Raw genomic sequence first — 23528 nt, 5'->3', positions numbered from 1 at the left:
CTAGTTTCCTCACTTTACAACCTTCTCGATAAAATTCCGAATAGAAGACAAGCCATCTGGCGTTCCGATGCTTTCTGGATGGTACTGGAAGCCATAAATCGGCAGGCTTTTGTGTTGAATTCCCATAATAGCTTGGTCATCAGTCGAACGAGCTGTCACTTCAAAGCCTTCTGGCATTTCTTCAATCAAAATACTGTGGTAACGCATGACTGGACGACCATCCTCAATCCCCTGATACAAAACAGATGGCGCTTCAAAGCTAATATGGCTCTGTTTCCCATGCATGACTTTTGGAGCCAAGCCTAGCTTCCCACCAAAGACTTCTGCGATAGCTTGATGACCCAAACAAATCCCTAGAATCGGCTTCTTACCTGCAAAGTCACGAATCATGTCTTCCATCTTTCCAGCATCAACCGGCCAACCAGGACCGGGAGAAAAGACCAGACCATCTGCTTTTTCAGCTTCTTCATACAGCTTGGGATCATCATTTCTCAAAACCTGCACTTCTGCAAAATTCCCAATGTATTGGGCCAAGTTATAGGTAAAGGAATCATAGTTGTCAATCAATAAAATCATGGTCTTAGTTCTCCAATTCTAGTCATAGATTTAGCCTTATTAATGGTTTCTTGGTATTCGTTTTGGGCGATGGAGTCGTAGACAATCCCTGCCCCAGCCTGTACATAGGCTGTTTGATTTTTGAGAATCATAGTTCGAATGGCGATGGCGAAGTCCATATCACCCGTCGCAGACAAGTAGCCGATTGCTCCTGCGTATACGCCACGTTTTTCCGTCTCCAGTTCATAGATGCGTCTCATGGCCCGAATCTTTGGTGCTCCTGAAACTGTTCCAGCTGGAAGTGTAGCTTTCAAGGCATCCATGGCAGTGAGTTCTGGAAGCAAACGTCCTTTCACCACGCTGGTCAAATGCATGACATAGCGGAAGAGCTCCACTTCCATATACTTGGTGACTTGGACACTTGCCGTTTCAGAGATGCGGCCAATATCGTTACGCCCCAAGTCTACCAACATCCGATGTTCTGCTGTTTCCTTCTCATCAGAAAGCAGATCAGTTGCCAAAGCTTTGTCCTCTTCATCCGTAGACCCTCTTGGTCGCGTACCGGCAATCGGATTGGTTGTCACAATGCCATTTTTGACAGAAACCAAACTTTCAGGACTAGCACCGATGATTTGATAATCCCCAAAATCATAGAAATAGAGGTAATTAGATGGATTGGTCACGCGGAGATTTCTGTAGAAGTCAAATGGATTTCCAGTAACTTCTGCTGAGAAGCGCTGGCTAAGTACGCATTGGAACATATCACCATTACGAATCAAGTCACGAGCGGTTTCCACCATTTGCTCAAACTTCTGAGGAGCGATATGCGGTTTGAAGTTCAGCGGAGATAGAGCCAAATCTTCAAATTCATTTGGAGCAGGGATGCGTAATTCCTCCAGCACTTGATTCAAGGCTTTTTCCAAATCTTCTTGACTGCGATCGCTATAAAGAGCATCCTCTATGACATGAATTTTTTCTTTCTTGTGGTCAAAGACCATATAACTCTCATAGACAAAGAAATGCATGTCTGGCGTCCCAATGGTATCCTCAGGGATTTGACCGATTTCTTCATAGAGCGAAATCATATCGTAACCAACAAAGCCAATAGCTCCCCCACCAAAAGGGAGGTCTGAATGGTGCTGGCTCTTATGAGTCACTTCATAAAGGAAATCCAAGGGATCCCGATCAATCACTTGCCCATTTTGATAGAGGACTCCATTTTCAAACTGAATCTCAAAAACAGGATTATAGGCTAGGATAGAAAAACGAGCGGTTTCCTTGTCTCTCGGAATACTTTCTAAGATCACCTTGTGTTGCCCCTTTAGGCGCATATAAGCCAAGATTGGTGATAAGACATCTCCATGAATGATTCGTTCCATTGTAATTTCCCTTTCAGTTTCTTATTTTTAATTTTTTGTCTTTTTTCTATTTCCCTTAAATAGTGCGGACGGGAGGTAAAATTATCCAGTGGATGATTTTAGAAAACCATAAAATGAAAGACCTAATTTTCGAGCTCCTCGCTCATTCATTTCTAGGCTCAGGCTAAAATAGTTCCCCGAACTATTTTACTCTCAAAAATTCCGTTCTAGAGAAGCATCTTTGCTTCTCTAGAATACCACTATGGCGGGAAATAGCGTTTCAATGCTCACTTCGTTTGCAAATATTTTATAGAAATCTATCTATTGATGAAGCATAATTTAAAACTGATGACCATATCTACGATAAATATATAAAAATCCCCACGCAAAAATAACTTGCGTGAGGACGAAATTCGCGGTGCCACCTCAATTATAGGATTTCTCCTATCTCTCATTCCTATCTCAGAACATTCCTGCAACAGGCTGTGCGATAAAGGGCACTCCCTTGAGAATTATGTTTTCTTCTCTCGTTTCAGATAGACCCAACCTTACAGCATTCTCTGCTTGTTTCCAGCAACCACAAGCTCTCTGGGAAAGAAAGTACTGTAATTTTTCCATCTTTTATTTTTTAGCTTCTAGGTAGTCTGCAATCGCAGCTACGTCCTTGTCTCCACGACCAGAGACATTGATGATGATAATCTCATCTTTACTTAGTTTCGGTGCACGTTTAACCGCTTCTGCGATGGCGTGCGAACTTTCAATCGCTGGGATAATCCCTTCAGTCTTGCTTAGTAAAAGCAAGGCTTGAACAGCTTCTTCGTCTGTCGCTGCTACGTATTCCACGCGACCTGAATCTTTAAAGTAGGCGTGTTCTGGGCCAACCCCTGGATAGTCCAAACCAGCTGAGATAGAGTAAACTGGAGCCAACTCACCGTCTTCCTTAAAGACTGCATAGGTCTTCATGCCGTCGACAATTCCGATACTACCTTTTGTCATAGTGGCTGCGTGCTTGTCTGTATCAAGTCCATGACCAGCAGCTTCGACCCCAACCAATCTGACTTCTTCATCAGCCACATACTGTGAAAAAGCACCGATAGCATTGGAACCACCACCTACACAGGCAATAACGTAATCTGGTAAACGACCTTCTTTTTCTAAAATTTGACGGCGAGATTCTTCACTGATGACCTTTTGGAACTCATGAACAATTGTAGGATAAGGGTGAGGACCCACAGCAGATCCCAAAACATAGAAGGCTTCAAGGTCATTCATCCATGCTCCAAAGGCTGCATCGACCGCATCCTTGAGAGTTCGTGTCCCCGTTTCAACTGCGTGAACGGTCGCTCCCATCATCTCCATGCGGAAGACATTGAGACGTTGACGCTCCACATCTTCTGCCCCCATGTAGACATCACAAGCCATACCAAACTTGGCTGCAGCAGCTGCTGTCGCAACACCGTGCTGACCAGCTCCTGTTTCTGCAATCACTCGTTTTTTGCCCATACGTTTGGCAAGAAGAATTTGCCCTAAAACGTTGTTGAGCTTGTGAGAACCAAGGTGATTAAGGTCTTCGCGCTTGAGATAAATCTTAGCTCCACCTAGGTGGTCTGTCAAACTTTCCGCAAAATAAAGCGGTGTTTCGCGACCGGAATAGTCTTTTAAGTAATGACGAAATTCTGCCAAAAACTCTGGATCATCCTTGTATTTGTCAAATGTCACTTCTAACTCATCCAACAAAGCCTGAATCGGCTCCGGTACAAAACTACCACCAAATTGTCCAAAATAACCTTTAGTTGTCATAAAATTTTTCCTCTTTCCATATTAATTCGGCTTTTTGTTTGCTTTTAGTAGTAGGCAAGGAGCTGCAGATAGAACTCAAGTTCATCAAAGCGACTTAACGCCCTAATAAAAGATAAACAAAATGACCGAAAGAAAAAGCCCACACACAGAATCTACTTCTGTGTGAGGGCGTTGGTAACGCGGTGCCACCTCAATTATAAAGGGACTATTCCCCTTTATATCTCTGCCTTGTCTAACAACAAGTTGCACTGTAAGGTGTGCGCACCGAATTTTCATTGTTTCAAATTCATTTTTAAAATCAGCCCACTTTCACTACTTCCAACCACCTGTTCACAATCACCACAGGCTCCCTGAAGATCAAACATAGTTACTTTTCTGATTTGTTGAGAATATTATATGCTATTGTCCGCTTTTTGTCAAGATTTTTTTATGATTTTTTTCCAGAACCGAGGATTTCTTCAGAAATTCTCACCAAAGTCTGAACGATGTAATCAACTTCCTCATCGCTTAATTTTGTATGAAGAGGAAGCGTAATTTCATTTTCAAAGAAGGCATAGGCTCTTGGATAATCTGCCATATCGAAACCAAGATTCTTATAGGCTGTCAGGAGAGGAAGCGGTTTGTAGTGTACATTACTTGCAATTCCTGCTTTGGCCAATTCTTGGATGATGAGGTTGCGTTCTTCTAAACTTGCTCCTTCTACATGGGTGATATAGAGGTGGCGTGAAGATTCGACACTATCAGTCTTGTGTGCCAGTGGGTGAATACGAGTACCCGCAAAACCACGATCATAGCGGTCCACGATGTCCTTACGACGTTGTAGCAAAGCTGGGTAACGATCCAATTGTACCAAACCAATCGAAGCCATGATATCCGTCATGTTGCACTTATAGGCTGGTGTAACGATATCGTATTCCCAAGAACCCAATTGCATCTTAGCAAGGGCATCTTTGGTTTGACCATGAAGGGAAAGGATTTGGAACTCCTTGTACATCTCTTCGTCATCAATCGCTGGATTGGCTTTCCAAGTCGCACTTCCTCCCTCAGCCGTTGTAAAGTTCTTAACGGCGTGGAATGAGAAGGAAGTAAAGTCAGCGATAGATCCAGCTGGTTGTCCTTTATAAGTAGATCCCAAAGCATGGGCACTATCTGAGACAATTACGATACGGTTAAAGGCTTTTTGCCACTTGCTAGCAGCTGTAAAGAGGTCCCGTTTCTTCTCCACCACTTGGAGCAAACGATCATAGTCGCAAACAATCCCTGCAAGCTCAACCGGAATAATCACCTTAGTCTTTTCAGTGATGGCTTGCTCAAGCAAGTCATAGTCCATCTCAAACGTATCTGCTTGAATATCCACCATGACAGGTGTCGCTCCTACGTGTGTGATAACACTACATGAAGCTGTATAAGTCATAGCTGGAACGATGACTTCATCCCCAGGTCCCACTTCCAAAACACGCAAAATCAACTCAAGAGCGGCTGTCGCAGAGTTGAGGCAGACAGTCTTAGGTGTCTGTGTGTATTGAGACAAGCGGCGCTCCAGTTCTTTTGTCTTCGGACCTGTTGTGATCCAACCAGAACGAAGGGTATCCGCTACTTCAGCAATTTCAGCTTCGGTAATATCGGGAGGTGAAAATGGAATATTGTAATTTGGCATTGATTTGCTCCTTTTATCTGTACTCATTTTCTCATGACTACTTTATTTTAGTACTTCAAACACGGTTTGAAACATGATTTTGATGTCTCCAAGGAAACTAAACTCTCGGAGATAGGCGAGATTATAGCGCATCTTTTCAGGAAGGACATGTTCGACATAGGCCTGGTCAACCGACAGACCTTTCTCTGTCATCTGACTGATGATGGTGTCCTCATCCTTGTAGTTGATACTGGCTGGAGAGGTGATTCCTGCTGGCAAGAGCAAGGTCGCCATCATTTCAGGACTATACTGCTCTGTGTAACGTGGCACTTCAGGACGGGTCCCTACAAAGGACATTTCGCCTTTAAGGACATTGACCAGCTGAGGTAGTTCGTCCAAACGCACACGGCGGATGAAATTTCCAACCTTGGTAATGCGACTATCGTTAGCAGAAGTCACCAGACTTCCTTTTTTATCCGCATCCGTTACCATAGTACGGAACTTCCAAATCTTGAACCGACGATTATACTGGGTCACGCGCTCTTGCTTGTAAATGACAGGTCCCTTGCTATCCAACTTGATCCAAATGCTCAAGACAAGAAAGACGGGAGAGGTCAAAAGTAGCAAAAACAGGGCCAGAACCCAGTCCAGGCAACGCTTGAAAACCAGCGAACCTTTCCTTTTAGAGACAAGCTGGTAGTAAGACTTAACCTCGCTTGATTGCATTTCCACGGGTAGGTCTTCCCATTTCAGCATGCTGTTTCTCCTTTGTTTTTATTATACTATTTGTCAACATTTTTCATTATACCACAAAATGGAAAAGGCGGTGCAAGAAATCTGTGATTTGAAGAATTTCCTTCTGGTGCTCAATGAAAATCAAAGTACAGCTTTGAGGTTGCAGATAAAGCTGACATGGTTTGAAGAGATTTTCAAAGAGTATTAGGACATGGCCCCAGCCTGCAAGCTATACATTTTGTGATAGGTTCCTCCCAAGGCCAAGAGTTCCTCATGGGTTCCACTCTCGATGATACGCCCCTTGTCCAAGACGTAGATGCAGTTGGCGTCTTGGATGGTCGAAAGGCGATGAGCAATAGCAATGGTCGTCCGACCCTGTCTCATCTTAGCTAGGGAATCTTGAACCAAACTTTCTGTTTCAGAGTCAATATTGGCTGTCGCTTCATCCAAAATCAGGATTTTAGGCTGACTGGCGACAGTTCTAGCAAAGGCAAGAAGCTGGCGTTGGCCAGTAGAAAAGCTCGAACCACGCTCAGAAACAGGTGCATCATAACCCTGCGGAAGGTCCTGAATAAAGGAATCTGCATCGACAAAGGCAGCTGCAGCCTGGACCTGATCATCACTAAGATCTTGGTACATGGCGATATTGGACTTGATAGTCCCGTGATAGAGGAAGGGATCCTGTAAGACCAAACCGATGTTTTTTCTCAGCTCTTCCTGACTGTAGTTCCTGATATCCACATCATCCAAGAGAACGTGGCCTGACTGAAATTCATAAAAACGCATGAGGACATTGATAATGGAAGATTTCCCAGAACCTGTATGACCTACAAAGGCAATGGTTTCGCCCTTGTTAACTGAAAAGGAAATATCATCCAGAATCGGATGTTTGCCATCATATGAGAAACACACATGTTCAAAACGGATATTGCCTTCTTTGACTTTAGCTTTCCCATCTTTTTGAAGAGGCTCATAGGTCGTTTCGTCAATCAAGGCAAAGACACGACCTGCAGATACCATGGACGTTTGAAGGGTTGAAAAGTTTTGCGTTACCTCAATCAGGGGATCAAAGAGACGGTTGATGTACTGGATAAAGGCATACATGGTTCCGGCCGTTATCCCGATAGACAGACCACGGTAACCAAAGTAAGCCATCAAAACGGCGTAGCCTAGGAGTTTCAGCAAACTCATGGCAGGACGCAAAAAGAGGGCATCCAAGGCTACAGATCGGTTGGCATAGACCAAGTGTTCTTGGTTGATTTCATCAAATTCTGCCTGCAGGCGCTTCTCTTGATTAAAGGCCTGGATAATCCTGATTCCCTCGATATTCTCTGCCAGCTTACTATTGATATCCGACAAGAGACTTCTGGTTTTTTCGATGATTTTCACTGACTTTTTCCGATAGAGATTGACCAAAAGGAAAATCAAGGGAAGAAAGAGCAAGACTAAAGCTGTCAAACGAAAATCCAGCACCAACATGGTATACAGGGTTGTCAGAAAGATGAAAACTGCTGAGATAAAGCTGGATAAAATTCCCGAAAACATGTCACTGATGGTCTCGGTATCATTGGTCAAACGAGAGACGATGGAACCTGCTGGCGTCTTGTCAAAATAAGACATGCCGAGTTTCTCCATATTGGCAAAGGCATCCCGACGAATATCTCTGACAATACTGTAGGAAACCCGCGCAAAGAGAAGATTGCCGATATACTGAACTAGAGTTTGTAGGATATAAAGACCATAGTAGACCAGCAAAACGGTCACAGCAAGTTGGTTGAGATTGCTGAGGTACTGGTCGATAAAGTGGGAAGCTACAAGGGGAATGACACTTTTAATGACCGTCGTCGCGAGGAGAAAACTGAGTGCCAAAAAGGTCAGGAGGCCATAGGGCTTGAGATAAGACATCAAGCGCTTCAATACAACCCATTGTTCTTTCTTATTCTGCATCTTCTTCTCCTTTCATTTCCAATTGCTGAGACTGGTAGGTTTGGGCATACCAGCCATCTAAAGCTAGCAGGTCTTCGTGTGTACCGCGTTCTATGATTTGGCCATTTTGCAGGACTAAAATCAAATCTGCATGGACGACTGCACTGAGACGATGGGCTGTGATAATGGTTGTCTTATTCTTCCGCGTCTCCTTGAGATTGTCGATAATCGCATACTCTGTCTTGGCATCCACGGCGGACAAGGAATCATCTAAAATTAAGATATCAGGGTCTAAAATCATAGCCCTACTCATAGCCAGACGTTGCTTTTGACCACCTGAGAGACTGACTCCCTTTTCACCGATCAGCGTATCAAATCCCTGAGGCATGTCCACAATATCTTTATAAACTTGAGCTAGTTTAGTCGCTTCCTCGACCGCTGAAAGGGGCAAATTAGGATTGCCGAAGCGGATATTGTCTAAGATAGAGGTCGCAAAGAGAAACTGATCTTGAGGGACATAGCCCATGAGACCACGAAGGTCTGTCAGACGATAATCACGAATATCGTGATCGTTTAGATAAATAGCTCCCTTATCCACATCGTATTCACGCAAGAGGAGCTTAATCAAGGACGTTTTCCCAGAGCCTGTCTGTCCGACCAAGCCTAGGGTTTGTCCTTTTTCTAAACTAAAGTGAATATCCGTCAGTGTCTCCTCATTTTCAAAGGCAAAGCTGTCAATAGCGTACTCCAAACGTCCATTTTCAATACCGTCCAGAGGAAACTCAGGGTCTTTTACAGGTGATTCCTGAGATAAAAGTTCCTCAATCCGTTGGTAAGAAACCTTGCCTCGCTGAGTGATATTAAAGAGGAAACCAATGGCCATAAGAGGCCAAACTAGCATATCCAAGTAGCTGATAAAGGTGACCAGATTCCCAACCGTGATTTGCCCTTTCTGAACCATCAAAGAGCCGACCAAGAGAGTTAAAACATAGGACGAACCAACAAACAAGAGAACCATGGGGTCAAAGAGACTATCGTATTTCATGGTTTGGAGATTCTTTTGGAAGGTCAATTCATTGACTGTCTGAAAGGACATCAACTCGTCCGCCTGATACCCGAAAGACTTGGTCACTTTAATACCTGATACAGACTCCTGCACCTTATTATTGAGTTCAGAAAAGGCAGCCTGTGATTCACCAAAGGCCTTGTGGGTCTTTCTCCCTAGACGACTAGTCGCATAAGCCATGAAAGGCAGGGGAAGAATAGCAACAAGAGTCATCTGCCAAGAAATGCTAAAAAGCATGGTCAGCAAAGTCACCAGCGCCGTGATGGAAGCATCCACCGCAGACATAACACCGCCGCCTGCCAGACGGGTTAAGGCATTGATATCATTTGTAGCGTGTGCCATCAGGTCTCCCGTTCGATAGGTCTGATAAAAGGCTGGAGACATTTTTGTGAAATGCTCAAATAAGCGAGACCGCATAATCTGCCCCAAACGGTAGGAGGTTCCGAGGATATACATACGCCAAACATAGCGCAGATAATACATCCCAAAGGCTGCAAGGAGCAAGTAAAATAGGTCAAGAAGAAGGTCCTGCTGGGTTAATTGCTCCGATGTGATGGCATCAATGACCCGCCCCATAACCATAGGGGGAATGAGATTGAGGACGGAAACCAAGACCAGAGCCACAATCCCGACTAAATAACGGCGTTTTTCTAACTTGAAAAACCACCAAAGTTTTTGAATAATGGACATAACATCCCTTTCTGATTGCAAATAGAAACCTGAGGCCAAGACCCCAGGTTTTTCTTATTCATAGGTTACAACTGTGACGGCACCCTTGTCATACTCAGCGATAAAGATATTGGCCACATTGTCATGTCCTTGTTTGCTTAGATTATCAAGCAGCCACTCTTCGCTACGGCCAATCGATTCCAAAACATCGACTTGGATCACACCGTCAGTCACAACTGGATACTTAGGATTTTCATCTCCTATTTGGACCACGATGAGTTGGCCATTTTGCTCCTGCACAGCGCATTTGACCTGTTTCATCTGGAAAATCCCTTGGCTACGAAGTTTGAGAGCAACTTCTGCTGCAGACAAACCAACTGAACGACAGGCTTCTGGGTCAATCTGCCCATTTTTGATAAGGAGAGTTGGTTTTCCATCAATCAAGCGTTTGACAAAACGAACATTGTTATTGAGCCACTTGAGGGTCAAGACCAAAATCGTCCACATCATCAAAATCACTGCGTACTGCAGAATACTGATTGAACTATTGTAAATCACCCCACCGATGATACCACCAAGAACATAGTTCTGAATTTGGTCTATAGCAGAGTTAGGTGCTAGATTCCCCTTTCCTGTCACATTAATAACAAAAACAAGAGAGAAAAGACCCAGGGCCAGTTTGATTAAAATTTCCATATAATTGAGTGTCATTTGTTTACCTCCACCAATTCAATAGCGTCTGTTTGATGCAATTCTAATTTCTCTAAAAGATACTTGTCTGGTTGGCTCCCGTTCATGGCACGATAGAAATTTGAACCTACCTTGATAAGTGCTCCATCAGTGTCGGCAGAAGTATTGACATAAACTTCTGATTTATCCACCCCCAAGTCTTTGGAAACAACCTCTATGAAATGAAGGGAAGTTTGAAATTGGTTGTTAGAGGCTTGATTGGTCTGGTATTTTGAGATTGTCACCAAAAGCATGGCCACCAAGGTCAAGGCCAAAATCATGACCAATTCCCGAAACTTAGTCCCCTTTTTATCTCGATAGGCTTTAAAAGCAAAAAATCCTGTGATAGCTAGGAGAACAATTCCAAAGCCAATCATGATGCCATTTTGCTGACTGATTTGGCTAAGTACATAGTCATATGAGTAAAATTTCATTTATTTTCACTCCCTTTCATAAAATCATTCTTAATTATAAACGAAAGAGAGTGATTTTTCAAGCCATACGTTGGGGAAATAGACCTTTTTTTGGTATAATAAAATCTATAATCTGAATGAAAAAGGTAACTTTATGAAACTTATCTCATGGAATATTGATTCCCTAAACGCTGCCCTAACTAGTGACTCAGCTCGTGCCAAATTGTCCCAAGAAGTCCTACAAACCTTGGTCGCTGAAAATGCTGATATCATCGCTATCCAAGAAACCAAGCTTTCTGCCAAGGGTCCTACAAAGAAACACTTGGAAATTTTAGAGGAACTCTTCCCAGGTTACGAAAACACGTGGCGCTCTTCCCAAGAACCTGCCCGTAAAGGCTATGCTGGAACCATGTTCCTCTATAAGAAAGAACTTACGCCTACTATCAGCTTCCCAGAAATCGGTGCCCCTTCTACCATGGACTTGGAAGGCCGTATCATCACTCTAGAATTTGATGAATTTTTCGTAACCCAAGTTTACACTCCAAACGCTGGCGACGGTCTCAAACGCTTGGAAGAACGTCAAGTCTGGGATGTCAAATATGCGGAGTATTTGGCTGAACTAGACAAAGAAAAACCAGTCCTTGCGACCGGTGACTACAACGTAGCCCACAATGAAATCGACCTTGCAAATCCTGCTAGCAACCGCCGTTCACCTGGATTTACCGACGAGGAACGTGCTGGATTTACCAACCTCTTGGCAACTGGATTTACGGATACCTTCCGCCACATTCACGGCGATGTTCCAGAACGCTACACTTGGTGGGCACAACGCAGCAAGACTTCTAAAATCAACAATACAGGCTGGAGAATCGACTACTGGCTGACAAGCAACCGCGTGGCTGACAAGGTGACCAAGTCTGATATGATTGACTCAGGTGCGCGCCAAGACCACACACCCATTGTCATGGAGATTGAGCTCTAAGGAGAAAGCTAATGGACTATCAAGCTATCATTCCTGAATTTGTAGTATCTGACATCGAAAAATCACGCCACTTCTACTGCGACTTGTTGGGATTCTCTGTCGAATACGAGCGCCCCGAGGAGAAATTTCTCTTTCTCTCTCTTGAAGACTGCCAGCTCATGTTAGAAGAAGGCAGCGCAGAAGAATTAGCCCAACTGACCTATCCTTTCGGGCGCGGTGTCAATATTTCCTTTGGCATTGCAGATGTTCCTCAGCTCCACCAAAAAATGCTGGAAGCTGACTATCCTATCCATCGTCCCCTGACAAAAAGAGAATTTCGAGTGGGAGATAGCTTTATTTACCCTCATGAATTTGCGATTTTGGATCCAGATGGTTATTTTCTAAGATTTAGCGAATAGAATAATCGAAGTCTACAATACTATCTAGCCTTGTAGGCTTTTTCGTTCGCTTTTATGATCTATTTGCTAACAAAATATTTGATTTATAAAGCTAATTGGTGTAAAATAAAAACATTGGCAGTAGCCTATTTAAAATTGAATATCATTTTACTTGTTTATGTCGTGAATTGGCACGACGTTTCTACAAGGTGCTGGAACACCTAACAATGAGTATGTCAGCTGAAGGTATGGTTTTGGCCATGCCTATTTTGGGGACTTGCTTAGGGAATTAAGTAGGTCCTTTTTTCTAGCCCTTTTTGAGACGATAAAGGCGATAGAAAAACACAAAAGAGTTTAGACTTTAGGAGGTCTTATGAAATTATTAGAAGAGCGCATCCTTCAGGATGGGCATATCTTGGGTGACAACATCCTCAAGGTAGATTCCTTTTTAACCCATCAAGTTGACTATCGTTTGATGCGGGAGATTGGTAAAGTTTTTGCGGAAAAATTCGCAACTGCTGGCATTACCAAGGTCGTAACCATTGAAGCGTCAGGTATTGCCCCAGCCGTTTTTACTGCCGAAGCTTTAAATGTTCCCATGATTTTCGCCAAGAAAGCTAAAAACATCACCATGAACGAAGGCATCTTAACTGCTGAGGTTTACTCCTTTACCAAGCAGGTGACCAGCACCGTTTCCATCGCTGGAAAATTCCTTTCACCAGAGGACAAGGTCTTGATTATCGATGATTTCCTAGCAAATGGACAAGCTGCCAAAGGCTTGATCCAAATCATCGAACAAGCCGGAGCAAAAGTTGAAGCGATTGGTATCGTGATTGAAAAATCTTTCCAAGATGGTCGTGATTTGCTTGAAAAAGCAGGGTATCCAGTCCTATCACTGGCCCGTTTGGATCGTTTCGAAAATGGTCAGGTCGTATTTAAGGAGGCAGATCTCTAATGCAAAAACAAGAAAAACACTCGCAAGCAGCTGTTCTTGGCTTGCAGCACTTACTAGCCATGTACTCAGGTTCTATCCTGGTTCCTATCATGATTGCGACAGCTCTTGGCTATTCAGCTGAGCAGTTGACCTACCTAATCTCCACAGATATCTTCATGTGTGGGGTGGCCACCTTCCTCCAACTCCAACTCAACAAATACTTTGGGATTGGACTACCAGTCGTTCTCGGGGTTGCCTTCCAATCCGTCGCTCCTTTAATTATGATTGGGCAGAGCCACGGTAGCGGGGCTATGTTTGGTGCCCTTATCGTTTCAGGGATTTATGTGGTTCTGATTTCAGGCATTTTCTCAAAAGTTGCCAATCTCTTCCCATCTATCGTAACAGGCTCTGTCATTACCACGATTGGTTTAACCTTGATTCCTGTCGCTATTGGAAATATGGGAAATAACGTTCCAGAGCCAACTGGTCAAAGTCTCTTGCTTGCAGCTATCACTGTTCTAATCATCCTCTTGATCAACATCTTTACCAAAGGATTTATCAAGTCTATCTCCATTTTGATTGGGTTGGTTGTTGGAACTGCCATTGCTGCTACCATGGGCTTGGTTGATTTCTCCCCTGTTGCAGCAGCACCGCTTGTCCATGTCCCAACTCCCCTCTACTTTGGGGTGCCAACCTTTGAAATCTCCTCTATTGTCATGATGTGTATCATCGCAACGGTGTCTATGGTTGAATCGACTGGTGTTTACCTAGCCTTGTCTGATATCACGAAAGACCCAATCGACAGCACGCGCCTGCGCAACGGTTACCGTGCAGAAGGTTTAGCCGTCCTTCTCGGAGGAATTTTTAACACCTTCCCTTATACAGGATTTTCACAAAACGTTGGGTTGGTTAAATTGTCAGGTATCAAGACTCGCCTGCCAATCTACTACGCGGCTGGTTTCCTAGTCCTCCTTGGACTCCTTCCTAAGTTTGGTGCCCTCGCCCAAATCATTCCAAGCCCTGTCCTTGGAGGGGCCATGCTAGTGATGTTTGGCTTTGTTTCCCTTCAAGGGATGCAAATCCTTGCTCGTGTTGACTTTGCTAACAATGAACATAATTTCCTTATCGCAGCTGTTTCAATCGCTGCAGGTGTCGGACTCAATAACAGTAATCTCTTTGTCAGCATGCCGACAGCCTTCCAAATGTTCTTCTCAAACGGAATCGTCGTAGCCAGCCTACTGGCCATTGTACTCAATGCCGTATTAAATCGGAAAAAGAAATAAAAAAGAGGTGTAGACCTCTTTTTTGTGTGACAAAATAAAAACATCTACTCATATATGCTAGTCTCATAGTCCTGAAAATCATCTGCATCAAGAACTATTTCACCATTCTTATACTTTTCTCTTACAATACGTTCAGCTTCATACTTATCTTCAGCTTCTATACTCACTAAACGGGTTAGAGTTTCAGTAATTTCTATAGTATACTTTTTCATCTTAAGTTTCTCTCCAATAACTCACTTATTAGCAATAATCTATGTTTTGGGCTTTCCAACCACTCTGGTAATTCATCTCCATATTCCCAGCTATATTTTTTATTCAATAAAGAAAGTTGTTTCTCATCACCAAACTCCATATTTTCAGATAACCACCTCACACAATCAGGGTCTGATAAAGTATAAACCATTACACATAAGTTTTCATAATTACTCTCTGTTTCATAATCAGGCCAGATGACTTTTAAGAAATCATACACCTCTTCTGATGCAACAAGTTGTTTCGTTTTCATAATTTCCGATACTTTCCTCTACCTTTAAATTCTATTATTTCTTTGTCTCTTAATATTTGAAGCTGTTGCCTAATCTTTTCTTTGATATGGTTGTTCTTAACAAAGATATTTTTTAGGTCACTTTCAAAACGATACATATCTTCAAGGGTAAATTCTGAACCCTCTATCTTATCTATACAATTTAGAATTTCTATTGTCCAACCTCTTACTGAAAGAGAGTTCTTCCTTAAAAATAAACTTTGCTTAAATTCTTTTGTAACTTTTTCTGGATCCCTAACTTGCCCATTTTGCACGAGAAATATTCTTCCTTTGGAAGGTACTTGTGATAAATCTATGTTACAACCAATCCAACCGGCGCGTCTAGAAGTCGGTGCAAGTGGTTTTCTTTGAATAATCGATTTCGGTGTGACAAATTGCTTCGGAAGGACAAGAAAGTTATTTACCTCAAAATTTTTTGTGTAAGTTAAAAAAAAGAAATTAGGATTATTATCTGCCTGCACACGCTCCATCATCGTTGCATAAGCACCATCATTGATTGTTGATGAAAAATTCCCTTTCTTACTTTTTAGTTCAAACTCCTCGCTACAATGATTACAGAAAAAATCTGCTACAGGCCTATTATTTTCAAAATGATTTAAGGGATTGTTCCCACAATTAGGACAATAAGACTGACGATAAACCCAATCTTCCGTTAGAATACGAGCCTTTTGGCTATTACTTTTATAGTTTTCTACTAATTCTAAATTAAATTGTAATTCCATTCAAAAATTCCTCACTAATATGAGAATTCACTCGATATAAGCAATTAAAATATACTATAACTAGTATACCACATATACGTACCCATTACCCCTGTATTTCACCACTCTCTTTTATATTTCCTTCTAACCTATTTCATAAATTAAAAATGAGTAGGCTATATTTGTCCTACTCATCTATCTCTATATTCTTACCTGTCTCTCATCTGACCGCTGGCCTGTGACAAACATGGTAAAGGTTGCCTTACAGACATTCTTACCCTCTTGATTGCTGATATCTACATCCACGACACAGGTTGTACGGCCTTGATGGACACATTCTCCTTTTATGGTCAACACATCATCGCGTTTCCCTGCCTTGAGGTAGTTGATGGAGGATTGGAGCGTCACTACGTCTAGTCCTAGCGAGATGAGCACCAAACCACTGATCTGGTCACAAAGGGTGAAGAGATAGCCACCATGGGCATTGCCATAGTAGTTGAGCGACGAGTCCACTACTTTGGTCGTCACCTCAACGTGGCCATCTTTCATCTCTTTAATTTCATAATTTTCAAAAGCTGATATAGCGTCAAAATGAAAATCTTTCATATTTTCCTCCTAAATTTCAAACACTATATCATACTACTACTTTTTACAAGACTAGGCAAGAATTATTCACTAGTCTGGTAAAATTCCAACCTGATTAACAAAGCGCATAAAGGATGCTTGTCCCTGTTCCGTTTGCTTGTAGACTCCTGCATCCTCAAGTACACGAGCAAAGATAGCACCCACAGAGTCCTTAACGATTTCAAGGGCTTTTTCTTTATCCGTCAGATCTGAATGTTGGACTTTGAGTTGGTCTGCCCATTCCTGATGATAAGCGGCAACTGAGACATCTTCTCCCACTAGGTAGTTAGCGACTTGCTCCACTTCTGCTTTCAGGCGTGGTGGCAAAATAGCCAAGCCCATGACCTCAATCAAGCCGATATTTTCCTTCTTGATATGTTGGACATCCTTGTGGGGATGATAGATGCCATCCGGATGCTCTGCCGAAGTCTGATTGTCCCGCAAGACCAAGTCCAATTCAAACTGTCCATCACGCTTACGCGCAATGGGTGTAATGGTGTGATGCGGTATCCCGTCTGTCTCTGCCAAAATTTGCACTGCAGGATCTGAATACTGACGCCATTCCTGCAATATCTTATCAGCCAAGTTGATCAAATCTTCTTTTGAATCCGAGGTCAAACGTAGCACTGACATAGGCCACTTGACAATCCCAGCCTTGACCTGATCAAAACCAGCAAATCGGAAAGCCTTTTGCAAAGGAGCCAATTCCATAGGAAACACGTGACGGCCTCCTTGATAGTGGTCATGGGTGAGAATAGAGCCTCCCACGATTGGCAGGTCGGCATTAGAGCCTGCAAAATAGCCAGGAAACTGCTCTACAATAGCCAGCAGACGCTCAAAGCTCTGACGACTGATAGCCATGGGGCGATGCTGGCCGTCTAAGAAAATACAGTGCTCATTAAAATAAGCATAGGGCGAATACTGGAAGCCCCACTCCTGACCCGCCATTTCAAAACGGATAATGCGGTGATTGCTTCGAGCTGGATGGTTAACCCGACCATGGTAGCCTTCGTTCTCTAGACAGAGTTGACACTGTGGGTAATTGCTAGCTTGAACCAACTTAGCTGCCGCAATCTCTTTTGGATCCTTTTCAGGTTTAGACAGATTGATAGTAATCTCCAGTTCTCCGTAGTCTGATGGTACACGATAAGCGATATTCTTAGAAATAGCCTTGAGCTTGATGTAGTCATTTTTCTGGCTGAGCTGGTAAAAATCACCTATCGCCTGCTCAGGAGAGTGAGCATAGGTTGTCCAAAAGTCACGATTAACCTGACTTGGACAAGGAGTTACCAAGTCCATCAGTTCAGAACCGAGGATTTCACGCGCAGTCTGACTGTCCTCAATCGTCTCTAATCGAACTGCTTCCTCGACTAACTGGTCCTTAAGGTCAATCAACTCATCCAGATCAGTCTCAACTTCCAAAACACCTTCACCCACTCGTGCTAAGACACGATTGGTTAGGTAGATTCGATCCATTTCCTCAAATGAACTTTCAGCAATGACTTCCGTGATAAATGCATCTAGAACTCCTTGACTCATTGATTCTCCTTCTTACTTTCTAAATAATCTCTGACAGCATCTAAATCCTGAAAAACTTGTTCTGTTTTATTTAAGAAAGACTGTGCTGGCATTTTTAAGTCTGGAATACAAATAACTGGTATCCCAGCTCTATACGCTGCTTCAATCCCTGCTTCACTATCCTCTAGTACTAAGCAATTCTCTGGTAAAACATTCAAATCAATACAGGCCTTTAAAAATATATCAGGGTAAGGTTTACTTCGCTTTACATCTTTTGCAAAAACTAGATGGTCAAATAGGGACAGTATCCCATTACTATCCAAAATCATTCTAGCTCTAGATTCAACACTTGAAGTTGCTAGAGCGATTGGAATACCTTCTCTTTGCAAAAAAGCAAGCAAATTTTTAGCACCTTTTTTTTAAATTTACACCTTTGGCTAATATTCGAGCTTCCAGTTCATAAACTTTTTCCAAGGTTTGGTCAAAGTTCCAAGGTAAATCATAGTTATCTAAAAATCGTTGAACATTCTCCTCTTCCCTATGTCCACTGTATTCTCTAGAATATGTTTCTTCTGTGAAAGGAATTCCAAAATCTTTAAGCAATTCTTGATAAACTTTTAGAGAAATGATCTCAGTATCAGCTAATAAGCCATCTAAATCAAATATTACAGCGTCCATTTACTTCTCTCCTAGTCTAAAACGCGAGTGCCACCTGCAACTTCAGCGATATAGAAGCTTGGAGCATATCCAACGACTTCCTCATAGTGCTTGCCAACAGCTGCTTTAAAGGCCTCAACAGCATCTTTTCGCACCAAGGCAATGGCACAGCCACCAAATCCTGCCCCTGTCATACGAGCACCCAGAACACCTTCCTGAGCCCAAGCTGTGTGAACAAGGGTATCCAATTCCAAGCCAGTTACTTCATAGTCATGCTCCAAAGAAACGTGAGATGCATTCATCAAGCGACCAAAGGTTTCCAAATCACCTGCTTGAAGGGCTGCTTGAGCTTTAAGAGTACGTTGGTTTTCAAGCACAGCATGGCGAGCACGTTTTAAGCGATTTTCATCTTTAATCAGATAGCTGTATTGGTCAAAGGCCCACTCATCCAATTCACCCAAGGTCTGAATATCCAAGGCAACTTGCAATTCTTCCACAGCTTTTTCACACTCAGCACGGCGTTCATTGTACTTAGAGTCCGCCAGTTCACGACGTTTGTTGGTGTTCATGATAACAACGACATTGTCCTTCAAATCAAGTGGCACCAAGTCGTACTCCAAAGTGTTGGTATTCAGGTAAATGGCACGTTGGTCAGCACCCATACCGATGGCAAACTGGTCCATGATACCAGAGTTTACTCCGATAAAGTTGTTTTCTGTTTGTTTTCCGATTTTAACCAAATCCAAACGGTCTAGTTTTAAACCAAAGAGATGCTCTGCCACAACCCCTGTCAAGAGTTCCAAGGATGCTGAAGAGGACAAGCCTGCACCATTTGGGATATTCCCATAAACATAAAAATCAAACCCTTTGTCAATCACATGCCCAGCTTCTTGCAAGAAATGAAGAACCCCTTTTGGATAGTTGGTCCAGCTGTGCTCTTTTTCAAATTTGAGGTCAGCAAGAGGCACTTCGATGATACCCTTGTCCTCAAAGTTGGCTGAGTAGAAACGCAAAACTTGATCGTCACGCTTGCGAGCTGCACCATAAGTTCCCAAAGAAATAGCAGCTGGAAAAACGTGACCACCGTTGTAGTCCGTGTGTTCACCAATCAGATTGATACGACCTGGTGAAAAGAAAGTTTGGTCTGCTTCTTGACCAAAAACGGCAAGAAAATCTTTGCGAAGGGCTTCAGTAGTAAGATCTTGTGTCATATAAATTCTCCTTTGACTTTCCGTTAAGTCATCTTAACGTGTAATCGTTTTCTTCTATTGTATCCAAGGGATTTACCAAGGTCAATCCTTTTTACTAAACTTTTACTAAACTATCAGTAAAAATCAGAAAAATATGATATACTAACCTAAAAGGAGGAGGATTTATGGCTACCTTAAAAGACATCGCACAGCTAGCCTCTGTCTCTATTGCGACCGTATCTCGTGTCCTCAATCGCGACCAGAGCCTATCTGTCACAGAAGAAACCAGACACCGTATTTTAACCGTCGCGGAAGAGCTAGGCTATACTAAGCACCTCAAGACAGGCGAATCCCACAAACCAAAGCAAAAGATTGCCATTATCCAATGGGTCAGCGAACAAGGGGAGTTGGAAGATCTCTACTACTACCAGATTCGTCTCGGTATTGAAAAAAGAGCCCAAGAGTTGGACTATGATATCTTGCGCTATTTTAATGACCATCCTTTTACACTGAGCGAGGAAGTGATTGGCATTCTCTGCATCGGAAAATTTAGCCGAGCTCAGATTGCTGCCTTTGAAGAATACCAAAAACCTCTAGTCTTTATAGACAGCGATACCCTCTCATTAGGTCATACCTGTATTATCACTGACTTTTACACTGCTGTGAAACAAGTTGTAGACCATTTCCTCAGCAAAGGTATGAACCATATCGGAATTCTCACAGGCCTTGAGGAAACAACCGACCAGGAAGAAATTATCCAGGATAAGCGACTAGAAAATTTCAAAGACTATACCCAAGCAAATGGAATCTACCATGAAGAACTGGTCTTTCAGGGGAGCTTTACTGCCCAGTCTGGCTATGACTTGATGAAGGAGGCCATTCACAAGCTAGGAGAACAACTCCCACCAGCCTTTTTCGCAGCCAGCGATAGTTTAGCCATCGGTGCCCTCCGTGCCTTTCAAGAATCTGGAATTAGCCTACCAGACCGCGTCAGCCTCATTTCTTTTAACGACACTAGCCTGACCAAGCAGGTCTATCCTCCTCTTTCTAGCATTACCGTCTATACCGAAGAAATGGGCCGAGCAGGTATGGATATTCTTAACAAGGAAGTCCTCCACGGTCGCAAAATACCTAGCCTAACCATGCTGGGAACCAGACTGACTTTGAGAGAAAGTACGCTGCCATAACTCAACAAATATACCAACGCAAAAAATCCTAATAGAGAGTCTCAAATCTCCATTAGGATTTTCATTGTTAATCCATCACAATCATAGACTTAATGGTCTTGCGTTCATCCATATCTTTATAAGCCTGGTCGATATCTTCCAGTTTATAACTTGAAGTAAAGACGCGACCTGGATTGATGTCTCCATCAAGAACCGCTTTTAACAAAACTTGTTTGTCATAAGTGGTAACTGAGGCTGCTCCACCTGCCACTGAAATATTTTGGGCAAAGGTTGAACCAAGGGCACGGTTATTATAATGTGGAACACCGACAAATCCCATGCGTCCTCCATTATGAAGGACTCCAAGGGCCTGCTCAACGGCTGCTTCAGTCCCAACACATTCAAGGGCTGCATCTGCTCCACCACCGAGGATTTCACGCACCTTGGCAATTCCCTCTTCGCCACGTTCAGCCACAACAGCTGTCGCCCCTGATTCCAAGGCCATCTTTTGGCGGTCTTCATGACGGCTCATAAGGATAATTTGTGATGCACCACGCATCTTAGCTGCAATGACAGCGCATTGACCAACAGCCCCATCCCCGATAACGACCACCTTGTCGCCCTTTTGCACATTAGCAACACGCGCCGCATGATAGCCTGTCGGCATGACATCAGCAAGTGTCAAAAGTGACTTGAGCATGCCTTCGCTATAATCTGAAGGTTGACCTGGAATTTTCACAAGTGCCCAATTAGCAAAGTGGAAACGGATGTACTCTGCTTGGACCCCGTTAGACCAGTTGGTGCCAATATGGCGGTCACAAGTCCCATCATAGCCAGCGCGACAGGCATCACACTCCCCACAGCCATGGGTGAAAGGTGCGATGACAAAGTCTCCTGATTTTACTGTAGTAACGTTCTCACCAACTTCTTCGATAATTCCGATAGCCTCATGACCGCTATTTCTATGTCCTTCTTCGATTTCTGGATTACGGTAACTCCAGAGGTCCGAACCACAAACGCAAGTACGGACAATGCGGATAATAGCATCATCTGCTTCTATAATTTGCGGACGTTCAATTGTAGCAAGTCCAACCTTGCCTGCCTTTGTATATACTGCTGATTTCATTTAAAATTTTCCTTCCTTGTAAAGTTTAATTTTGAGATTTAAGCGATTTAAAGCCGTCTGTAACTGAGAAAAGCGCTCTTCTAATTTTTTCTTTTCCTCTTCTAAAATACCAAGCCTTCCCTCTCGCGTTTCATCCCCCTTTTGGTAGAGCGACATATAGTCAACTAAACTGTCTACAGAGACACCCGCCGAACGGAAACACTTAATAAATTCCAGTGCTTCTATATCCTGATCTTGAAAGTCACGAATCCCAGTTGCAGTTCGAGTAATCGGTGGCACAAGACCAACTCGCTCATAATACCGAATCGTATCCGCTGAAATTCCCAATAAGTCGCTGACAGATTTAATATTCATATACTAGCCTCCTTTCATATCCTTCATTGAATTTAAGCAATGATAACTCACTTATCTTATTATACAACTTTGAGTTGACTCCAAGTCAAACATTTTGCATCTAAAAGAAAAATTCTTTTAATTACCAAATTTTTAAAATATTTAAACTGGAAAGAAAATACTCTATTTCAAATAACATAGGGGTTCAATCATTCTTGACTCTATACTAATGATGCCCATGCTTCTGCTCTAACTCTCTCACTCTCCGTCTATGTTGCGCATGATTGCTTTGACTGCTATCTACTTCAATAGTGATATTCTGCACGCCTCTTTCTTCTAAAAATTGACGCACTACTTCTTTGGTTTCCATCATCTGTTCCCAGTCCTTGATACAAATGTGAACAATAGCATTATTCTCTAGACCATCCATGGACCAAATGCTAAGTTGATTAACACTTTTGACATTGGGTAGAGCCTCTAAATCTTTCTCCAAATCACTTGTCTCGACCCCTTCTGGCACAGCATCTAGGAAAATTTTTAGTGCACTCCAAAAGCGTGGAATGGCTTTCGACAGAATAAAGATGGAAATGACCAGAGATAAAAGCGGATCGAGGATATACCAGTCCGTAAATCGAAGAATAATCGCCATTAGAATGACAGCCAACCAACCAAGAGTATCTTCCAAAAAATGCAAGCTAAGAATAGATTCATTCTTTGTTTTTCCCTTACGAACTACCAGACTAGCTAGCACATTGATAGCTACCGCAATGATTCCCAGCCAGAGAATCCCTTCCTCATTAACGGGTTGCGGGTGAGCGATCTTTGTGACATTTTCCAAAAGCACTAGGACAGACCCTATCATAAGAATCACAGCCGTTAGCATGGCCCCTAAAAGACTAAAACGTTTGTAACCCAAGGTGTACTGTCTATCTTCTTCACGATTGGAAATCGTTTCTAAAAGGGCAGATATGCCAATGGCTATAGCATCTCCCAAGTCATGAACAGAATCAGCAAGAACTGCACTCGAACCAAAGATTCCTCCTGCGATAAACTCAACAATCGCATAGCTTAAATTTAAGAAAAAAGCTAACCAGATAGATGTTTTAGAACTCATTTCTCTCCCTCCTTTGGTATAATGGGTATATACATACTTCTTTCATTTGTATTATCTAATAAAATCCAAAGAAAGGATAGAAGCAAACTGTC

General features: G+C 42.8%; 21 protein-coding genes, 2 pseudogenes and 1 riboswitch. Of the genes and pseudogenes, 5 read left to right on the top strand and 18 right to left on the bottom strand.

All coding sequences use genetic code 11. The annotated features are described in order from the left end of the window. Window positions 1-9: 9 nt before the first annotated feature. From HMPREF2853_RS00210 to HMPREF2853_RS00160, 9 genes are all read right to left on the bottom strand, one after another. Window positions 10-576, bottom strand: a complete 567-nt coding sequence (locus HMPREF2853_RS00210; RefSeq protein ID WP_000601900.1) for an aminodeoxychorismate/anthranilate synthase component II — start codon at window positions 574-576, stop codon at window positions 10-12. Next, window positions 573-1934 (bottom strand): anthranilate synthase component I, encoded by a 1362-nt coding sequence (gene trpE, locus HMPREF2853_RS00205; protein WP_070534516.1) that lies wholly within the window; start codon window positions 1932-1934, stop codon window positions 573-575. Before trpE ends, HMPREF2853_RS00210 begins: the two co-directional genes overlap by 4 nt. A gap of 600 nt (window positions 1935-2534) precedes the next feature. Then, window positions 2535-3713 (bottom strand): tryptophan synthase subunit beta, encoded by a 1179-nt coding sequence (gene trpB, locus HMPREF2853_RS00195; protein WP_070534514.1) that lies wholly within the window; start codon window positions 3711-3713, stop codon window positions 2535-2537. A 427-nt stretch (window positions 3714-4140) separates the two neighbouring features. After that, complete coding sequence (locus HMPREF2853_RS00190; protein ID WP_070534513.1) at window positions 4141-5370, bottom strand: DegT/DnrJ/EryC1/StrS family aminotransferase; 1230 nt, start codon at window positions 5368-5370, stop codon at window positions 4141-4143. Between the two features lie 42 nt (window positions 5371-5412). Further along, a complete protein-coding gene (locus HMPREF2853_RS00185; RefSeq protein WP_000922231.1) occupies window positions 5413-6105 on the bottom strand; it encodes a sugar transferase in 693 nt (230 codons plus the stop codon). A 183-nt stretch (window positions 6106-6288) separates the two neighbouring features. After that, a complete protein-coding gene (locus tag HMPREF2853_RS00175; RefSeq protein ID WP_049501582.1) occupies window positions 6289-8031 on the bottom strand; it encodes an ABC transporter ATP-binding protein in 1743 nt (580 codons plus the stop codon). After that, a complete protein-coding gene (locus HMPREF2853_RS00170; protein ID WP_049501581.1) occupies window positions 8021-9766 on the bottom strand; it encodes an ABC transporter ATP-binding protein in 1746 nt (581 codons plus the stop codon). Before HMPREF2853_RS00170 ends, HMPREF2853_RS00175 begins: the two co-directional genes overlap by 11 nt. A 54-nt stretch (window positions 9767-9820) precedes the next feature. After that, window positions 9821-10456, bottom strand: a complete 636-nt coding sequence (locus HMPREF2853_RS00165; protein WP_049501580.1) for a DUF421 domain-containing protein — start codon at window positions 10454-10456, stop codon at window positions 9821-9823. Then, on the bottom strand, window positions 10453-10908 hold the full coding sequence (locus HMPREF2853_RS00160) for a DUF3290 family protein (protein ID WP_049501579.1): 456 nt from the start codon (window positions 10906-10908) through the stop codon (window positions 10453-10455). The genes HMPREF2853_RS00165 and HMPREF2853_RS00160 overlap by 4 nt, the downstream gene beginning before the upstream one ends. A gap of 133 nt (window positions 10909-11041) precedes the next feature. On the opposite strand from HMPREF2853_RS00160, the gene HMPREF2853_RS00155 reads away from it, so the two are divergent. From HMPREF2853_RS00155 to HMPREF2853_RS00140, 4 genes are all read left to right on the top strand, one after another. Next, window positions 11042-11869, top strand: coding sequence for an exodeoxyribonuclease III (locus tag HMPREF2853_RS00155; RefSeq protein WP_038804934.1), 828 nt, complete (start codon window positions 11042-11044; stop codon window positions 11867-11869). Between the two features lie 11 nt (window positions 11870-11880). Further along, window positions 11881-12267: a bleomycin resistance protein gene (locus tag HMPREF2853_RS00150; RefSeq protein ID WP_049501578.1), complete on the top strand. Its 387-nt coding sequence runs from the start codon at window positions 11881-11883 to the stop codon at window positions 12265-12267. A gap of 131 nt (window positions 12268-12398) precedes the next feature. Next, window positions 12399-12494: riboswitch (purine riboswitch) on the top strand. A gap of 125 nt (window positions 12495-12619) precedes the next feature. Continuing rightward, complete coding sequence (locus HMPREF2853_RS00145; protein ID WP_000770434.1) at window positions 12620-13201, top strand: xanthine phosphoribosyltransferase; 582 nt, start codon at window positions 12620-12622, stop codon at window positions 13199-13201. Then, complete coding sequence (locus HMPREF2853_RS00140; protein ID WP_001171653.1) at window positions 13201-14463, top strand: nucleobase:cation symporter-2 family protein; 1263 nt, start codon at window positions 13201-13203, stop codon at window positions 14461-14463. The genes HMPREF2853_RS00145 and HMPREF2853_RS00140 overlap by 1 nt, the downstream gene beginning before the upstream one ends. A 44-nt stretch (window positions 14464-14507) precedes the next feature. On the opposite strand, the pseudogene HMPREF2853_RS10015 reads toward HMPREF2853_RS00140, so the two are convergent. From HMPREF2853_RS10015 to HMPREF2853_RS00105, 6 genes and pseudogenes are all read right to left on the bottom strand, one after another. Next, window positions 14508-14968: pseudogene (locus HMPREF2853_RS10015) on the bottom strand (DpnD/PcfM family protein). After that, window positions 14965-15729, bottom strand: a complete 765-nt coding sequence (locus HMPREF2853_RS00130; RefSeq protein WP_000422786.1) for a DpnI domain-containing protein — start codon at window positions 15727-15729, stop codon at window positions 14965-14967. Before HMPREF2853_RS00130 ends, HMPREF2853_RS10015 begins: the two are co-directional and overlap by 4 nt. Window positions 15730-15909: 180 nt before the next feature. Beyond that, a complete protein-coding gene (locus HMPREF2853_RS00125; protein WP_000651225.1) occupies window positions 15910-16314 on the bottom strand; it encodes a PaaI family thioesterase in 405 nt (134 codons plus the stop codon). A 69-nt stretch (window positions 16315-16383) separates the two neighbouring features. Further along, window positions 16384-17871 (bottom strand): UDP-glucose--hexose-1-phosphate uridylyltransferase, encoded by a 1488-nt coding sequence (locus tag HMPREF2853_RS00120; protein WP_000077634.1) that lies wholly within the window; start codon window positions 17869-17871, stop codon window positions 16384-16386. Beyond that, a pseudogene (locus tag HMPREF2853_RS09860) lies at window positions 17868-18528 on the bottom strand (HAD family hydrolase). The gene HMPREF2853_RS00120 and the pseudogene HMPREF2853_RS09860 overlap by 4 nt, the downstream one beginning before the upstream one ends. 11 nt (window positions 18529-18539) lie before the next feature. Next, a complete protein-coding gene (locus HMPREF2853_RS00105) occupies window positions 18540-19718 on the bottom strand; it encodes a galactokinase (protein ID WP_045616738.1) in 1179 nt (392 codons plus the stop codon). 164 nt (window positions 19719-19882) lie between these two features. Between HMPREF2853_RS00105 and galR the strand changes: the two genes are divergently transcribed. Next, complete coding sequence (gene galR, locus HMPREF2853_RS00100; RefSeq protein ID WP_049501575.1) at window positions 19883-20884, top strand: DNA-binding transcriptional regulator GalR; 1002 nt, start codon at window positions 19883-19885, stop codon at window positions 20882-20884. A gap of 67 nt (window positions 20885-20951) precedes the next feature. On the opposite strand, the gene HMPREF2853_RS00095 is transcribed toward galR, so the two are convergent. From HMPREF2853_RS00095 to HMPREF2853_RS00085, 3 genes are all read right to left on the bottom strand, one after another. Next, complete coding sequence (locus tag HMPREF2853_RS00095) at window positions 20952-21989, bottom strand: zinc-binding dehydrogenase (RefSeq protein ID WP_049501574.1); 1038 nt, start codon at window positions 21987-21989, stop codon at window positions 20952-20954. Further along, window positions 21990-22343 (bottom strand): stress response transcriptional regulator NmlR, encoded by a 354-nt coding sequence (nmlR, locus tag HMPREF2853_RS00090; protein WP_001022654.1) that lies wholly within the window; start codon window positions 22341-22343, stop codon window positions 21990-21992. 205 nt (window positions 22344-22548) lie between these two features. Then, window positions 22549-23436 (bottom strand): cation diffusion facilitator family transporter, encoded by an 888-nt coding sequence (locus HMPREF2853_RS00085; RefSeq protein ID WP_070534512.1) that lies wholly within the window; start codon window positions 23434-23436, stop codon window positions 22549-22551. Between the last annotated feature and the right edge of the window lie 92 nt (window positions 23437-23528).

The organism is Streptococcus sp. HMSC077F03, from assembly GCF_001812375.1.
Classification (GTDB): domain Bacteria; phylum Bacillota; class Bacilli; order Lactobacillales; family Streptococcaceae; genus Streptococcus; species Streptococcus oralis_S.
Note: the sequence above shows the minus strand (reverse complement) of the source record. Positions and strands in the feature narration are given on the sequence as shown.

Coding starts and splice junctions, on each gene's coding strand:
- HMPREF2853_RS00120 (WP_000077634.1), bottom strand. CDS start 17,871: ATGAGTCAAGGAGTTCTAGATGCATTTATCACGGAAGTCATTGCTGAA.
- trpE (WP_070534516.1), bottom strand. CDS start 1,934: ATGGAACGAATCATTCATGGAGATGTCTTATCACCAATCTTGGCTTAT.
- HMPREF2853_RS00105 (WP_045616738.1), bottom strand. CDS start 19,718: ATGACACAAGATCTTACTACTGAAGCCCTTCGCAAAGATTTTCTTGCC.
- HMPREF2853_RS00145 (WP_000770434.1), top strand. CDS start 12,620: ATGAAATTATTAGAAGAGCGCATCCTTCAGGATGGGCATATCTTGGGT.
- HMPREF2853_RS00170 (WP_049501581.1), bottom strand. CDS start 9,766: ATGTCCATTATTCAAAAACTTTGGTGGTTTTTCAAGTTAGAAAAACGC.
- nmlR (WP_001022654.1), bottom strand. CDS start 22,343: ATGAATATTAAATCTGTCAGCGACTTATTGGGAATTTCAGCGGATACG.
- HMPREF2853_RS00125 (WP_000651225.1), bottom strand. CDS start 16,314: ATGAAAGATTTTCATTTTGACGCTATATCAGCTTTTGAAAATTATGAA.
- HMPREF2853_RS00185 (WP_000922231.1), bottom strand. CDS start 6,105: ATGCTGAAATGGGAAGACCTACCCGTGGAAATGCAATCAAGCGAGGTT.
- HMPREF2853_RS00175 (WP_049501582.1), bottom strand. CDS start 8,031: ATGCAGAATAAGAAAGAACAATGGGTTGTATTGAAGCGCTTGATGTCT.
- HMPREF2853_RS00085 (WP_070534512.1), bottom strand. CDS start 23,436: ATGAGTTCTAAAACATCTATCTGGTTAGCTTTTTTCTTAAATTTAAGC.
- galR (WP_049501575.1), top strand. CDS start 19,883: ATGGCTACCTTAAAAGACATCGCACAGCTAGCCTCTGTCTCTATTGCG.
- trpB (WP_070534514.1), bottom strand. CDS start 3,713: ATGACAACTAAAGGTTATTTTGGACAATTTGGTGGTAGTTTTGTACCG.
- HMPREF2853_RS00210 (WP_000601900.1), bottom strand. CDS start 576: ATGATTTTATTGATTGACAACTATGATTCCTTTACCTATAACTTGGCC.
- HMPREF2853_RS00095 (WP_049501574.1), bottom strand. CDS start 21,989: ATGAAATCAGCAGTATATACAAAGGCAGGCAAGGTTGGACTTGCTACA.
- HMPREF2853_RS00190 (WP_070534513.1), bottom strand. CDS start 5,370: ATGCCAAATTACAATATTCCATTTTCACCTCCCGATATTACCGAAGCT.
- HMPREF2853_RS00140 (WP_001171653.1), top strand. CDS start 13,201: ATGCAAAAACAAGAAAAACACTCGCAAGCAGCTGTTCTTGGCTTGCAG.
- HMPREF2853_RS00165 (WP_049501580.1), bottom strand. CDS start 10,456: ATGACACTCAATTATATGGAAATTTTAATCAAACTGGCCCTGGGTCTT.
- HMPREF2853_RS00160 (WP_049501579.1), bottom strand. CDS start 10,908: ATGAAATTTTACTCATATGACTATGTACTTAGCCAAATCAGTCAGCAA.
- HMPREF2853_RS00150 (WP_049501578.1), top strand. CDS start 11,881: ATGGACTATCAAGCTATCATTCCTGAATTTGTAGTATCTGACATCGAA.
- HMPREF2853_RS00155 (WP_038804934.1), top strand. CDS start 11,042: ATGAAACTTATCTCATGGAATATTGATTCCCTAAACGCTGCCCTAACT.
- HMPREF2853_RS00130 (WP_000422786.1), bottom strand. CDS start 15,729: ATGGAATTACAATTTAATTTAGAATTAGTAGAAAACTATAAAAGTAAT.